The organism is Xanthomonas sp. MLO165 (assembly GCF_018831305.1).
GTDB classification, from domain to species: domain Bacteria; phylum Pseudomonadota; class Gammaproteobacteria; order Xanthomonadales; family Xanthomonadaceae; genus Xanthomonas; species Xanthomonas arboricola.
Genome location: NZ_CP029263.1, coordinates 2,534,031 through 2,548,822 on the forward strand (window position 1 = coordinate 2,534,031; position 14,792 = coordinate 2,548,822).

8 protein-coding genes are annotated in these 14,792 nt (G+C 66.5%); 5 read left to right on the forward strand and 3 right to left on the reverse strand.

Translation table 11 applies throughout. The features are described from left to right. Positions 1-139: 139 nt before the first annotated feature. The 5 genes from zwf to DGN21_RS10685 all read left to right on the forward strand — a co-directional run bounded on the left by zwf (position 140) and on the right by DGN21_RS10685 (position 6,042). Positions 140-1,570, forward strand: a complete 1,431-nt coding sequence (gene zwf / locus DGN21_RS10665; RefSeq protein ID WP_016902596.1) for a glucose-6-phosphate dehydrogenase — start codon at positions 140-142, stop codon at positions 1,568-1,570. Next, positions 1,567-2,574 carry a glucokinase gene (gene glk, locus DGN21_RS10670; RefSeq protein ID WP_016902597.1) on the forward strand — a complete coding sequence of 336 codons (1,008 nt, stop codon included), beginning with the start codon at positions 1,567-1,569 and terminating at the stop codon, positions 2,572-2,574. Before zwf ends, glk begins: the two co-directional genes overlap by 4 nt. Further along, positions 2,571-3,290: a 6-phosphogluconolactonase gene (pgl, locus tag DGN21_RS10675; RefSeq protein WP_126966119.1), complete on the forward strand. Its 720-nt coding sequence runs from the start codon at positions 2,571-2,573 to the stop codon at positions 3,288-3,290. Before glk ends, pgl begins: the two co-directional genes overlap by 4 nt. A gap of 123 nt (positions 3,291-3,413) precedes the next feature. Continuing rightward, positions 3,414-5,330: a phosphogluconate dehydratase gene (gene edd, locus DGN21_RS10680; RefSeq protein WP_024938694.1), complete on the forward strand. Its 1,917-nt coding sequence runs from the start codon at positions 3,414-3,416 to the stop codon at positions 5,328-5,330. A gap of 52 nt (positions 5,331-5,382) precedes the next feature. Next, positions 5,383-6,042: a bifunctional 4-hydroxy-2-oxoglutarate aldolase/2-dehydro-3-deoxy-phosphogluconate aldolase gene (locus tag DGN21_RS10685; RefSeq protein WP_102256618.1), complete on the forward strand. Its 660-nt coding sequence runs from the start codon at positions 5,383-5,385 to the stop codon at positions 6,040-6,042. 936 nt (positions 6,043-6,978) lie between these two features. Here the strand turns inward: DGN21_RS10685 and DGN21_RS10690 are convergent. From DGN21_RS10690 to DGN21_RS10700, 3 genes are read right to left on the reverse strand one after another with little or no spacing between them, the layout of a single operon-like run. Beyond that, complete coding sequence (locus DGN21_RS10690) at positions 6,979-10,065, reverse strand: efflux RND transporter permease subunit (RefSeq protein ID WP_065031465.1); 3,087 nt, start codon at positions 10,063-10,065, stop codon at positions 6,979-6,981. Beyond that, positions 10,062-13,571 carry an efflux RND transporter permease subunit gene (locus DGN21_RS10695; protein ID WP_126966118.1) on the reverse strand — a complete coding sequence of 1,170 codons (3,510 nt, stop codon included), beginning with the start codon at positions 13,569-13,571 and terminating at the stop codon, positions 10,062-10,064. Before DGN21_RS10695 ends, DGN21_RS10690 begins: the two co-directional genes overlap by 4 nt. After that, positions 13,568-14,701 carry an efflux RND transporter periplasmic adaptor subunit gene (locus DGN21_RS10700; RefSeq protein WP_160955147.1) on the reverse strand — a complete coding sequence of 378 codons (1,134 nt, stop codon included), beginning with the start codon at positions 14,699-14,701 and terminating at the stop codon, positions 13,568-13,570. The genes DGN21_RS10695 and DGN21_RS10700 overlap by 4 nt, the downstream gene beginning before the upstream one ends. Between the last annotated feature and the right edge of the window lie 91 nt (positions 14,702-14,792).

Consider the following 14,792-nt stretch of genomic DNA (forward strand, 5'->3'; position numbering starts at 1 on the left):
CGGGGATTGGGCGTACGCGTCCATCCCCCGCTGCGCGCACACCAGTGTCGCTCAGGAACAGACATACCGACCGCCGGCTGTCCGGCGCCTTTCCGACCAGCTGCTGATCACGATGTCTCCAGAATCTGAAATTCGGTCCATGCACAACACCCTGATCCTGTTCGGCGCCACCGGCGATCTCGCCCAGCGCTATCTCTTCCCGTCCCTGCTGCGATTGTTCGTCGATGGCCTGCTGCCGGAGGATTTCCGTATCCGTGCGCTGGCATTGTCGCCGCACGACACCGAGGCGTTCCGCGAGGTCCTGCGCCCGCGCCTGGCTGCCGCGCTGCCGATCGCCACGCCCGAGCAGATCGAAACGCTGCTGCAGCGGGTCGACTATCGCTCGGTGGATCTGCGCGATGCCGAGTCGGTGGCCAATGCCGTACGCGAGCTGGCCAGCCGCCAGTGCGTGAGCTACCTGGCGATTCCGCCGGGCCTGTACATCAGCACCTGCCAGGGCCTGGCCCTGGGCGGTGCGCTGGCCGCGCCGCACCGGCTGATGCTGGAAAAGCCGATCGGCCACGACTCGGACAGCGCCCGCGAGATCCTGCAGTCGATCGGCGCGCTGATCGACGAAGACCGCGTGTTCCGCCTGGACCATTACCTGGGCAAGGCGGCGGTGCAGAACCTGATCGCGCTGCGCTTCGGCAATACCTTGCTGGAAGCGGTGTGGAACCGCACCTATATCGAGTCGGTGCAGATCCTGGTGGCCGAGAGCGAAGGCGTGGATGGGCGCGATGCCTACTACGCGCGCTCCGGCGCGCTGCGCGACATGGTGCAGAGTCACATCCTGCAGTTGTTGTGCCTGGTGGCGATGGAGCCGCCAGCCTCGCTGGAAGCCGATCGCATCCGCGACGAGAAGGTCAAGGTGCTGCGCGCGCTGCGCCCGATGACCGCCGAGCATGCCGCCCACGACAGCGTGCGTGGCCGCTACACCGCCGGCAGCATCAACGGCCAGCCGGCGCAGGCCTATCACCCGCCGGAAGGCAGCGACGTGGAAACCTTCGTCGCGGTGACCGCGCATATCGATAACTGGCGCTGGGCCGGGGTGCCGTTCCACCTGTGCACCGGCAAGCGCCTGGCCGAGCGCTCCACCCGTATCGTGGTCACGCTCAAGCCGGTGACGCATTGGCTGTTCGAGCGCCCGGACCGGCAGAACGCGGTGCCCAACCGCCTGACCTTCCAGCTGCAGCCGCAGGAAAACATCGAGCTCGGCCTGATGAGCAGCCTGGCCGGCCCGGAATGGGGTGCGATCGAACTGCAGCCGCTGGAACTGGAACTGTCGGTGCCGACCGGCCTGCACCGCCGCATCGCCTACGAGCGCCTGTTCGTGGATGCCTTCAACGGCAACCCGGCGCTGTTCGTGCGCGACGACGAGGTCAAGGCCGCCTGGTCGTGGATCGACAGCGTCAGCGATGCGTGGAAAGACGCGCAGCTGCCGCTGCAGCCCTACCCGGCCGGCAGTTGGGGCCCCGATGCCGCGGCGCCCTTCCTGCCCCCGGCCACCGACGCACAGGGACACACCGCATGACCGCTCCTTCCAAGCCGGTGCTGGTTGCCGATATCGGCGGAACCAATGCGCGCTTCGCGCTGGCCGACGTCGACGCCTCGGTGCCGCTGCTGGATGACACCTCGCGCGAATTTGCGGTGGTCGATTTCGGCTCGCTCGGCGAAGCCGCGCGTTATTACCTCGACCAGATCGGCGTGCAGGCCACCCAGGGCGTGTTCGCCGTGGCCGGCCGCGTGGACGGCGACGAGGCGCGCATCACCAACCATCCGTGGGTGATCTCGCGCTCGCGCACCGCGGCGATGCTGGGCTTCAGCACCCTGCACCTGATCAACGACTTCGCCGCGCAGGCCATGGCGATCAGCCTGCTGCGCCCGCAGGACGTGGTGCAGGTCGGCGGCGCCAGCTGGCGGCCGGCGCCGATCGATCAGCCGCGCAACTACGGCGTGATCGGCCCGGGCACCGGGCTGGGCGTGGGTGGGCTGATCATCCGCAACGGGCGTTGCTTTCCGCTGGAAACCGAAGGTGGCCACGTCAGCTTTCCGCCCGGCACGCCAGAGGAGATCCGCATCCTGGAGATCCTTTCCGAGCAGTTCGGCCGGGTCTCCAACGAGCGCCTGATCTGCGGCCCGGGCCTGGTCAACATCCATCGCGCGCTCAGCGAGATCGCCGGGGTCGACCCGGGCCCGCTGCAGCCCAAGGACATCACCGCGCGTGCGGCGGCGGGCGACCCGCGCTCGTCGCGCACCATCGATCTGTTCTGCGCCATCTTCGGTGCGATCGCCGGCGACATGGTGTTGATGCAGGGCGCATGGGACGGCGTATTCCTCACCGGCGGGCTGGTGCCCAAGGTGCTGGATTCGCTGCAGCATTCCGGCTTCCGCCAGCGCTTCGAACACAAGGGACGCTTCTCCGCGATCATGTCGCGGGTGCCATCGCTGGCGGTCATGCACCCGCATGCCGGCCTGCTCGGCGCCGCCGCCTATGCGGTGGATGCGCAGCGTCAGCATCCAGGGGAGCAGCGATGAACCTGCAGGACAATCCGCGCATCACACTGGTGCGTTACGAAGACCCGGCCGAATGGACCGAGGCGGTGGCCAGCGAAATGGCCGACCTGCTGGAACAGGAGATTTCGCGCCGCGGCCAGGCGCGCATGCTGCTGTCCGGCGGCACCACCCCGGCGCCGGTGTACGAATCGCTCGCCCACCGTCCGCTGGACTGGTCGCGGGTGGAAGTGGGCCTGGTCGATGAGCGCTGGCTCTCGCCGCAGGATCAGGACAGCAACGCCTGGCTGGTCAATCACAGCTTTCTGACTCACGCATCGGCGGCGACCTTCATCCCGCTGGTGCGCCCGGGCAAGCAGTTGCCCGAGTGCGTGCACACCGCGAACCTGCAGGCCAGGCACGCCGAGCCTGCGTGCCTGGCGGTGCTGGGCATGGGCGGCGACGGACACACCGCCTCCCTGTTTCCGGGCTCGACCGACCTGAGCAAGGCGCTGTCCAGCCCGCAGCCGTACGCGTCGCTGGATGCCACCGGCTGCCCCGGCTCGAATCAGTGGCCGCTGCGGATCACGCTGACACCGGCCGGACTGGCCGCCATCCCGACCCGCCTGCTGCTGTTGCGCGGCAAGCAGAAGCTGGACGTGCTGCAGGCTGCATTGGCCGGTGACGATGTCAGCGAGTATCCGATCCGCGTGGCGCTGCAGCCGCCGGGCCCGAAATTGCGGGTTCACTGGTGTGCTTAGGTGCGAGTCCCTCGCAAAAGCCGATTTTGTGCGAGTCCTTCGCAACAGCCCGCACATCCATGTGCGGGTATCAAGAAGAGCGTGCTTACTTTCTTCCCCCCCGTTTCTCATAGCCGGTAGCCAATGAGCCTGCATCCGAACATCCAAGCTGTCACCGACCGTATCCGCAAGCGCAGCGCGCCGTCGCGCGCGGCGTATCTGGCCGGTCTCGATGCCGCCCTGCGCGAGGGTCCGTTCCGTAGCCGTTTGAGCTGCGGCAACCTGGCGCATGGTTTCGCCGCGTCCGAGCCGACCGACAAGTCGCGCCTGCGCGGTGCGGCCACGCCCAACCTGGGCATCATCACCGCCTACAACGACATGCTGTCGGCACATCAGCCGTTCGAGCATTACCCGCAACTGATCCGCGACACCGCGCGTACGCTCGGTGCCACCGCGCAGGTGGCCGGCGGCGTGCCGGCGATGTGCGACGGCGTGACCCAGGGCCGCGCCGGCATGGAGCTGTCGCTGTTCTCGCGCGACAACATTGCCCAGGCCGCGGCGATCGGCCTCAGCCACGATATGTTCGACAGCGTGGTGTACCTGGGCGTGTGCGACAAGATCGTGCCGGGCCTGCTGATCGGCGCGCTGGCGTTCGGGCATCTGCCGGCGCTGTTCATGCCGGCCGGCCCGATGACGCCCGGCATTCCGAACAAGCAGAAGGCCGAAGTGCGCGAGCGCTACGCCGCCGGCGAAGCCACCCGCGCCGAACTGCTGGAAGCCGAGTCGTCCTCGTATCACTCGCCCGGCACCTGCACCTTCTACGGCACCGCCAACTCCAACCAGGTGTTGCTCGAGGCGATGGGCGTGCAGCTGCCCGGTGCCTCGTTCGTCAACCCGGAGCTGCAGTTGCGCGATGCGCTGACCCGTGAGGGCACCGCGCGTGCGCTGGCAATTTCTGCGCTGGGCCAGGACTTCCGTCCGTTCGGTCGCCTGATCGACGAGCGTGCCATCGTCAATGCCGTGGTCGCCCTGATGGCCACCGGTGGTTCGACCAATCACACCATCCACTGGATTGCGGTGGCGCGTGCGGCCGGCATCGTGCTGACCTGGGACGACATGGATCTGATCTCGCAGACCGTGCCGTTGCTGACCCGCATCTACCCCAACGGCGAAGCCGACGTGAACCGCTTCCAGGCCGCGGGCGGCACTGCCTTCGTGTTCCGCGAGCTGATGGACGCCGGGCTGATGCACGACGACCTGCCCACCGTGGTCGAAGGCGGCATGCGCGCCTACGCCAACGAGCCGCGCCTGCAGGACGGCAAGGTCGTCTACGTGCCCGGCACTGCAACCACCGCCGACGACAGCGTGGCGCGTCCGGTCAGCGCCGCATTCGAATCGCAGGGCGGCCTGCGCCTGCTGCGCGGCAACCTGGGCCGCTCGCTGATCAAGTTGTCGGCGGTCAAGCCGCAGCACCGCACGATCGAAGCGCCGGCAGTGGTGATCGATACGCCGCAGGTGCTCAACAAGCTGCATGCCGCCGGCGTGCTGCCGCACGATTTCGTGGTGGTGCTGCGTTACCAGGGCCCGCGTGCCAACGGCATGCCGGAACTGCATTCGATGGCGCCGTTGCTGGGCCTGTTGCAGAACCAGGGCCGGCGTGTGGCCTTGGTCACCGACGGCCGTCTGTCCGGCGCCTCGGGCAAGTTCCCGGCGGCGATCCATATGACGCCCGAAGCCGCACGCGGCGGGCCGATCGGGCGTGTGCGCGAAGGCGACATCGTGCGCCTGGACGGCGAAGCCGGCACGCTGGAAGTGCTGGTCTCGGCCGAAGAATGGGCATCGCGCGAAGTCGCGCCCAACACCTCGGTGGCGGGCAACGACCTGGGGCGCAACCTGTTCGCCATCAACCGCCAGGTGGTTGGCCCGGCCGACCAGGGCGCCATCTCGATTTCCTGCGGCCCGACCCGCCCGGACGGCGCGCTGTGGAGCTACGACGCCGAGTACGAACTCGGTGCCGATGCAGCGGCCGCCGCCGCACCGCACGAGTCCAAGGACGCCTGATTCCCCTTCCCTCTGCGCGACCGCCCCGCGGTCGCCGTCTAACGGAGTTGCAATGACGATTGCCCAGACCCAGAACACCGCCGAACAGCTGCTGCGCGATGCCGGCATCCTGCCGGTGGTCACCGTGGACACGCTGGACCAGGCGCGCCGCGTGGCCGATGCGCTGCTCGAAGGCGGCCTGCCCGCGATCGAACTGACCCTGCGCACCCCGATTGCGATCGAAGCGCTGGCCATGCTCAAGCGTGAGCTGCCCAACATCGTGATCGGCGCCGGCACCGTGCTGAGCGAGCTGCAACTGCGTCAGTCGGTGGATGCCGGTGCCGACTTCCTGGTCACCCCCGGCACGCCGGCGCCGCTGGCGCGCCTGCTTGCCGATGCGCCGATCCCCGCCGTGCCCGGCGCGGCCACGCCGACCGAGCTGCTGACCCTGATGGGCCTGGGCTTCCGCGTGTGCAAGCTGTTCCCGGCCACCGCCGTGGGCGGCTTGCAGATGCTCAAGGGCCTGGCCGGCCCGCTGTCCGAACTCAAGCTCTGCCCCACCGGCGGCATCAGCGAGGCCAACGCGGCCGAGTTCCTGTCGCAGCCGAATGTGCTGTGCATCGGCGGCTCGTGGATGGTGCCAAAGGACTGGCTGGCACAGGGCCAGTGGGACAAGGTCAAGGAGAGCTCGGCCAAGGCGGCGGCGATCGTGCGGCAGGTGCGTGCGGCCTGATTCTCTGGCCGCTGTATCCAGCGGCTTGGAACCCAGGTTGCCGGGAAAGCTGGATGGCTGAGGACAGCTGATCAGTTGGCGCTTTGGTTTTGAATGAGGAAAGCCCGGTTTGCTGGCGCTTTCACTTTGGTTGAGGAAAGGCTGCTGGCAGGCGCCTTGTTTCATGCGTGCGAGCGGCCCGCGGGCGCCGGGCAGGACACGCCGTGAACCCATCCATGGGGGCTCTTACACGCGCCATGTCGTGTAAGGTCCTGCCCCGGCGCCCGCGGACCACTCTTCGAATGTTCCTGTGTTGGCGGAACGGAGAGCAGCCGCTGCCGCAGGGCATGCTCGACCTAGGTTTTGATCGTTGCCTCGGCTATTGGGGCAGAGGCCTCTTCGCATCCCTCTTGAAGGCAGCGGATTGAGAGCGCTGGAAACCGTGCACTTCTGAGTAGTTGGTATCTGGGCGGTGTGTCTGGGAGCTACGAAGTCGAAGGTTCAGAAGACGTGCAGCGACCTTGGCGGATGATTGGCACCAAAATCGACCACTGAATCGGCTGTCGTTTTTCGTCGCTCAACGTCACGGAAACGACTCGCCGAGGCGGCAGCGTGGCCGGGGATTGGCGGAGAGCGGCACAGGGATGTGCCGCGGCGGCGAGTCAGACAGGATGTCTGACCGAGCCGAGGAGCCAGTCCGCGGACGCGCTGTCGCCCTCACCAAAGCCAGCGAAACACAGCCGCGTGCTTGGCAGTGCCCCGGAAGAGAAACCGTACCCTCACCCCAACCCCGCTCCCGGCCCACGCTTGCGGCGCGGTAGATCCAAGGCACGCGCGTCCATGGCGCGTAAGCCGTGCCTTCTCGCCCCACCGGGAGAGTGGCTTGCGCCTTGTCACTCACGGCCTCAGTGCGCTGGTGAATGCCTTAGGCCGTGGAAACTTCAGCAGTGTTGGCGCTCACGATTCCAGCGCAACGCTTGCCGGCGGCGTCTTCGGCACGCCACGCGCACGTCGTACCAGCGCGGCTGCGCCGTTGCTCATGTCATCGAGAATTGCGTAGATCGTCGGCAGGAACAGCAGGCTCACCACCGTCGAGAACGCCAGTCCGCCGGCGATCGCGCGGGCCATCGGGAAGTACGGCGGGCCATCGCTGAACATCGTGGTGCTGGTCAGCGAGATCGGCACCATCGCCAGGATGGCGGTGCCCATCGTCATCATGATCGGCCGCAAGCGCTCGCGTGAGCCTTCGATCAAGGCCTGCGTGCGGCCCATGCCGCGGCGGCGCAGGTTGTTGATGTGCTCGATCATCACGATGCCGTTGTTCACCACCACGCCCATCAACACCAGGATGCCGATGAATGACATGATCCCGAACGAGGTGCCGGTGATCCAGAACAGCCAGAACACCCCGAAGATCGAAAACACCACGCCGCTCATGATCGCCGCAGGAAACAGCAGCGATTCGAATACCGCTGCCATCACTACATAGATCATCACCAGCGCGATCACCAGGTTGAACACCATCTGGCCCATCGCTTCGCCGTCGTTCTGGTAATCGCCGCCGTCGAAGGTATAGCTGTAACCGGCGGGGAAACTCATCGCCTTGAGCGGCTTTTCCATTGCCGCGCGTGCTTCCGGCACGGTGACCTTGCTGGCCAGATTGGCCTTGATGGTCAGCGTGGTCTGGCGATTGGTGCGGCCGATCTGGGTGGCGGCCGGGCGAATCTGCACATCGACCAGACTGAGCAACGGCACGCTGCGGCCATCCTTGGTGCGTACCGTGAAGCTGGCCAGGTCTTCCGGCTTGCTCTGTTCGGCGCCGGCAAAGCGCACCCACACCGGTACCTCGTTGTCGCCGCGGCGGAACTCGCGCAACGGCGTGCCACGCAACGCCAGACCGACGAAACTTGCTACCTGCTCGGCACTGAACCCGAAGGCTGCCGCACGCTCGCGATCGACCCGGATCGCCAACTCGCTGGTGCGGTCGCCGGTGTCCACGTGCACGTCGCGCAATTCCTTGCGCTGCGCCAGCAGCGGCATCACATCGTCGGCCAGGGCCTGCAAGGCCTGGGTCGAATCGCCGACCAACTGCACCTGCACGCCTTGATTGCCGCTGCCGCCATCGCCCTGGTTGCCGATGCTGTAGTCCGCACGTGCCGAGCGCGGCAAGGCCTTGCGGATCTGTTCCAGCAACGCCGGCAGCTCCTTGACCTTGCCCGCGTCGAAAGTCACGGTGGTGCTGCCGCCTTCCGCTTCGCTGAACCACGAATAGATCTGGGTGATGTGGTACTTGTCGCGATTGGCTTGCAGGTAACGCTCGACCCGCCCCACTTCCTCACCCATCTGCTCATGCGTGTACGAGCCTTTCCATTGATACTGGATGAAAGCCTCGTTGCCGCCATCGCCGCCGAACATGTCGACCTTGGTCAACTTCATCGGCACCAGGCTGATCGCACTGACCAACACGATGCCGGCCACGCTCCAGCCGCGATGGGCCAGCGTCCATGCCAGCACTTTGGCATAACGGCGCTGCAACCGCGCGATCACGCCGCGCTCGGAGCTCACCATCGGCGGTGTCTTCATACGCGCCGACAACATCGGAATCAGGCTGATCGCCACCAGCCACGAGGCCAGCAGCGACACCGAAATGGTGATTGCGATCTGCGCCATGAAGATGCTGATGTTGTTGGTCTCGCCGAACAGGTTCGGCACGAACACGATGCAATGGCACAAGGTGCCGGCGCTGAGCGCGATCGCCACGCTGCGCGTGCCGAGCAGGGCCGCCAGCTGCGGTTGACCGGGCATGCGCTCGCGTTCCTGGTAGATGCTTTCCACTACCACCACCGCGTTGTCGACCAGCATGCCGACCGCCAGCAGCAGGCCCATCATGGTCAGGATGTTGAGCGTGACGCCGACGAAGTACATGAAGCCCAGCGTGATCGCAAAGCAGATCGGAATCGCCAGCGTCACCATCAGCGTCGATGGCCAGTGGCGCAGGAAGAAGAACAGCACCGTGATCGACAACAACAGGCCCACCGCGCCGGCTTCTGCCAGTTCCGCCAGCGACGAGGTCACCGCCTTGCCCTGGTTGTCGATCACCTTGATCTGCACATCGCGCATCGCAGGTTCGGCGCGGATGTCCTCGACCTCCTTCAACGCCGCCTTGGACACATCCACCAGGTTGGCGCTGCGCTCCTTGTAGATGTCGAGCCCGATCGCCGGGCGCCCATCCAGGCGACGGCCGTAATTCATCCGCGTCGGCTTCAACCGCACCTGCGCGATATCGGCCAGCCGCAGCCCCTTGGCATTGAGCACCAGGTCGCGCAGTTCCTGCAGGTCGCGCAATTCGCCGATCGGCTGTACCCGAATGCGCTGGCCGTTGTCGTCGATCTGGCCTGCCGACACCGAAAAATTGAGCTTGCCCAGGCGCTCGCTCAAATCATTGAGGCTGAGGTCGTGCGCGGTGAGCCGATCCGGCGCGATGGCAATCTCCACTTCGTTCGGCGGTGCGCCGGAGATCTCCACCTTGGCCACGCCGGGAATCCGTTCGATGCGCCGCTTGAACTCGCGGTCGAGCATGTCGTACGCGCCGGTCAGATCGGTCTGGCTGGCCAGGCGCACCTTCAGCACCGGCTCGTCGCTGCTGGACCATTTGTAGATGTGGAAGCGCTGCAGATCTTCCGGAAAATCGTCGCGGATGGCATCCAGCCGCTCGCGCGCATCCGATGCGGCGATGGCGATGTCGCGGTCCCAGTCGGAGAACTCGATGAAGATGTTGGCGCCGTCGGCGGTGGCGGTCGAGCGCATGCGCTTGATGCCGGTCATCGTCGCCAGCGCCTCTTCGGCCGGCCGCACCAGGTTGCGTTCCACCTCGTCCGGGGTGGAACCGGTGTACGGCAGTTGCACGAACAGGAACGGTGCGGAAATGTCCGGCAGCGCTTCCAGCGGCAACCGGAACGCGGCAATCAGCCCCACCACCACCAGCGAGACGAAGCACATGATGGTGGTGACCGGCCGACGGATGCTGAAGGCGGCAACGCTCATAGCGCCTCCAGCCCGTCGGAGTTACCGGTCGCCTGCGCACGTTGGCCGGCCGTGCGCCGGCCACGCTCCAGGTAGTACGCATCGGCGCGACGGTCCAGCAGGTCGTACACCACCGGGATCACCAGCAGGGTCAGCAGCGTGGACACCAGCAACCCACCGATCACGGTGATCGCCATCGGCGCGCGCACCTCGGCGCCCTCGCCCATCGCCACCGCCAACGGCAGGAAGCCGAACAAGGTGCACAGCGTGGTCATCACGATCGGCCGCAAGCGCGAGCGCGCGCCCTCGATCAAGGCCTCGCGCTTGGGCACGCCTTCCTCGCGCAGCTGGTTGACCTTGTCGATCAGGATGATCGCGTTCTTGGTCACCAGCCCCACCAGCAGGATCAAGCCGATGAACACCACCACCGACACCGGCTTGCCGGTCATCAGCAAGGCCAGCACCGCGCCGACCATCGCCAACGGAATGGTGAACAGGATGACGAACGGATGCAGCAGCGATTCGAACTGCGAGGCCATCACCAGATAGACCAGAAAGATCGCCAGACCGAACGCGAACAATAGCGACTTCACCGATTGCGCCAGTTCCTCGCCCTGCCCGCCGATATGCATGCCCACGCCAGCGGCCAGCGGATCGTTGCGCACCATCGACTCGACCTCGCGCACCGCGCCGCCCAGATCCATGTCATGCAGGCTGGCCGAGACGATCGCCACGCGGGTCTGATCGGCGCGATGGATCTCGCTCGGCCCGGTCGTCGCCACTACCTCGGCCACCGCCGCCAGACGCACCGGCCGGCTGCTGCCCGGGTTGACGATCAGCTGCCGGATCGCATCCACACTGGCGCGGTCGCTGTGTTGCGCACGCACCAGCACATCGATCTTGCGATCGCGAAAGCTGTAGCGCGTGGCCACATCGCCGCGCACCTTCTTGACGATCACATCGGCGATCTGGCGGGTGGTCAGGCCCAACGCAGCGGCGCGTTCCTGATCGAAACGGATCTGGATTTCCGGGAAGCCCTCTTCCACCGTCGACTTGACGTCGGCGTAATGGCCATTGGCCCGCAGCATCGCCGCCAGCTTCTGCCCGGCACGTTCCAGCTCGCCCAGATCCTGCCCGCGCAGCTCCACTTCCAGCGGCGTGGAAAAACTGAACAATGCCGGCCGTGCAAAATCCACCTGCGCTCCCGGATGGTCCACCATGCTGCTACGCAGCCGCCTGGTGGCCGCCGCTTCCACTTCCGGGCTGCCGCCGCCGGCCATCACCACGGTGAGCTTGCCGATGTTCTCGCCGCTCTCGGTGGGGTTGGCGTCCAGCCGCGTACCGCTGCCGCTCACCCCATACAACGAGGCGATGCCCGGATCCTTGTCGTGCGCCAGCTGCAACTCGCGCACCAGGGCGTCGGTCTGCGCCAGCGGCGTGCCGGAAGGCAGTTTCACCGTCATTTCGAAGCGGTCCTGTGCCAGCTGCGGAATCAAATCCGCACCCAGCATCGGCACCAGCAACACGGTGCCGATAAACGCGGCGGCCGCCAGTCCCAGCACCAGGCCGGGCCGCCGCAATGCCGCCGGCAGCATCGCCAGATAACCACTCTCGGCGCGGGCATACGGCGCCATCGCCAGGTCGCTGGCCTTGCGCATCACCGGCGATACCACCCGTGCGATGCCGCGCCACAGCTTGACCACCGCCCACGCCACCGCGAAGAACGCGTAGCGCACGCTCGCGCCGGCCCCGCGCCGGCCGGCAGCCACCGGCTTGAGCCAGCGCTGCTGCGGCTGCCACTGCGGCTGGCTGGGCTCGTCCGGGAATGCCATCGGCGGCGCACCCTTGAGCGAACTCAGCATCGGGATCAGCGTCATCGACACCACCAGCGAGATCGCGATCGCGATCGCCACGGTCAGCGCCTGGTCGCGGAACAGCTGCCCGGCGATGCCCTCGACGAACACCAGCGGCAGGAACACCGCGATTGTGGTCAACGTGGACGCCATCACCGCCATGCTGACTTCACGGGTGCCGGCGATTGCCGCATCCAGCACGCTCAGGCCACGTTCGCGCGCCTTGGCGATGCTTTCCAGCACCACGATCGAGTCGTCCACCACCAGCCCGGTGGCCAGTGCCAGCCCGCCCAGCGACATCACGTTGAGGCTCAGGCCCAACTGGCCCATGAAGAAGAAGGTGGTGATGATCGACACCGGCAACGACAGGCTGATCACGAAGGTGCTCCAGCCATCGCGCAGGAACAGGAAGATGATCAGGATCGCCAGCACGCCGCCAATCACCGCATCCTTCTTGACGTCGCTGATCGCGTGCTCGATGAAGTGCGACTGGTCCTCGATGGTGGTGATCTCCACATCGCCGGGCACGGTCGCCTGCAACTGCTCCAGCCGCTTGCGCAGCGCCGCGGCGGTGGACACGGTATTGGCGTCGCCTTCCTTGTAGATCGCCAGCTCCACCGCTTCCTTGCCGCCCAGGCGGATGATCGCCTCGCGTTCCTTGTAGCCCTGGCGCACCTCGGCCACATCCTTCAATCGCACCGGCATGCCGCCGGCGATGCTGCTACTGGACGCCGACGAGGTGCTCTGCACTTCGGCCGCTGCGGCCAGCGCCGCCTGCGACCCGGTGGACGCGGCGATCGCATACATCTGCTGCATCGCCGCTTCCGCGGCGCTGCCGCTGCTGCTTTGCGTGGTCACCAGCATGTTGCGGATCTCGTCCAGATCCACGAACTGGTTGACCGTGCGCACCAGATACCGCTGCGAGCCTTCTTCCAGCCGGCCGCCGGAGATATTGACGTTCTCCTCCTTGAGCCGGGTGATCACGTTGTCGATCGGCAGGTTGAGCTGCGCCAGTTTCTGCTGATCGATATCGACCTGGATCTCGTCTTCCAGCCCGCCGCCGACCTTGACCGCGGCCACGCCGGCCACCGGTTCGAGCTTCTTCTTCAGGTCTTCGTCGGCGTAGCGACGCAGCCCGGTGAGCTGGCGGATCGCATCGTTGTCGGAGGCCGGCGCCTGTTTGGGCGACAGCGCCAGCCGCATGATCGGCTCGGTGGATGGATTGAAGCGCAGCAGCACCGGCGGCTTGGTTTCCAGCGGCAGCGACAGGGCTTCCATCTTGTCGCGCACTTCCAGGCTGGCCTGGTCCATGTTGGTGCCCCAGGCGAACTCCAGCACCACATCGCTCTGCCCGGTGCGCGAGATCGACTTGAGCTTGCGCAGGTTCTTGACCACGCCGACGGCTTCTTCCACCGGCTCGGTCACCAGCGTTTCGATTTCCGCCGGCGCCGCGCCGGTGTATTCGGTGCGCACGGTCAGCGTGGGGTAGCTCAGGTCCGGCAACAGGTTGACCTTGAGACTGCGCAACGCGATCAGCCCGAACAGCAGCATGGTCACGGTGATCATCGCGATGGTCACCCGCCGCCGCGTGGCGAAGGCCACCAGACCGCCGCCGCCGGGCAAGGGGGCATGCGGGTCGTGCACGGGTGCGTGCGGGTTGCCGTGCTCGCTCATGAGCGTTTCCCGTCGCTGCCGGCTGCCGGTGCCGCAGCGGCAACCGGCTTGCGGTCGGGCTGGCCGATGACCTGCACCGCAGTGCCATCACGCAGTGCCACCTTGCCGGCGGTCACCACCTGGTCGCCTTCCTTCAGCCCTTGCCGCACTTCCAGCCACGGGCCTTCGGCATAACCAAGTTTCACCGGCACCCGGCTGGCCTTGCCGTTACGCACCACGAACACCGCCGGCTCGCCATCGTCCAGCAGCGCCAGGCGCGGGATCACCAACGCGTCCTTGCGCTGGTCGTAGTCGATGCGGATGCGCCCGAACATGCCCGGCTGCAGCGCTTCGGCGCCCTGGCCGAACGCACAGATCACCCGGAAGGTACCGCTGCCCGAATCCACCACCGGCGCAATGCGGTCGACCTTGCCGATGAACTGCTGACCGGGCAAGGCATCGGCCAGCAAGGTCACCGGCTGGCCGGACTTGAGCGTGGCCAGTTCGCGCTCGGGCACGTTGAGCGTGGCTTCCAGCTGCGAATCGTCGACGATGCGGAAGATCGGCGTATTGATCTGCACGAAGTTGCCGGTCTTGATCGAGCGCGAGGCGATCACCCCGGAAATCGGCGCCTGCACCGTGGTGTAGGACAGCTCCAGCGATGCCAGGCGATGCTGCGCGCGGCTGTTTTCGACATCGAACTTGAGCTGGTCGACATCGGCGGCACTGACCAGCTGCTGCCCCACCAACTGGGTGGCACGGCGGTAACTGTTCTCCAGTTTGCGCAGCTGCGCTTCGCTTTGCGCCACCGCCAGATGCGCACGGTCCGGATCCAGGCGAACCAGGGCCTGACCCGCGGACACCTTCTGGCCCTCTTCCACCATCACCGCCAATGCAACGCCGGAGGTCTTGGCCACCACCTGCGCTTCGGCACGCGGCTCCAGGGCGGCGGTGCCGGTATAGCTGGCCGCCACCGCACGGCGTGCGGCCTTGGCAATTTCCACCGGCACCGCATCGACGGTTTTCTTCTCCTCGGCGGCCGTGGCCTCGCCATCTCCCGCCTTGCAGCCGCCCAGCAACAGGCTCGTGGTGATCAACAATGCAGCGGCGCAGGTTCCGCTGCGGCCGGGCAGGAAGGAGAGTGGCGACATCGTCGTGTCCTAGTGGATGCGTGAACAGGTGTTGTAGGCAAGTAGACCACCAGAACGATCATGTCGCCAATGCGCCAAAGGTCATGGTCTG

Bases quoted from the DNA above. Each gene is read 5' to 3' on its own strand.
- glk (WP_016902597.1), top strand. From the start codon at position 1,567: ATGACCGCTCCTTCCAAGCCGGTGCTGGTTGCCGATATCGGCGGAACC.
- DGN21_RS10700 (WP_160955147.1), bottom strand. From the start codon at position 14,701: ATGTCGCCACTCTCCTTCCTGCCCGGCCGCAGCGGAACCTGCGCCGCT.
- DGN21_RS10695 (WP_126966118.1), bottom strand. From the start codon at position 13,571: ATGAGCGAGCACGGCAACCCGCACGCACCCGTGCACGACCCGCATGCC.
- DGN21_RS10685 (WP_102256618.1), top strand. From the start codon at position 5,383: ATGACGATTGCCCAGACCCAGAACACCGCCGAACAGCTGCTGCGCGAT.
- edd (WP_024938694.1), top strand. From the start codon at position 3,414: ATGAGCCTGCATCCGAACATCCAAGCTGTCACCGACCGTATCCGCAAG.
- pgl (WP_126966119.1), top strand. From the start codon at position 2,571: ATGAACCTGCAGGACAATCCGCGCATCACACTGGTGCGTTACGAAGAC.
- DGN21_RS10690 (WP_065031465.1), bottom strand. From the start codon at position 10,065: ATGAGCGTTGCCGCCTTCAGCATCCGTCGGCCGGTCACCACCATCATG.
- zwf (WP_016902596.1), top strand. From the start codon at position 140: ATGCACAACACCCTGATCCTGTTCGGCGCCACCGGCGATCTCGCCCAG.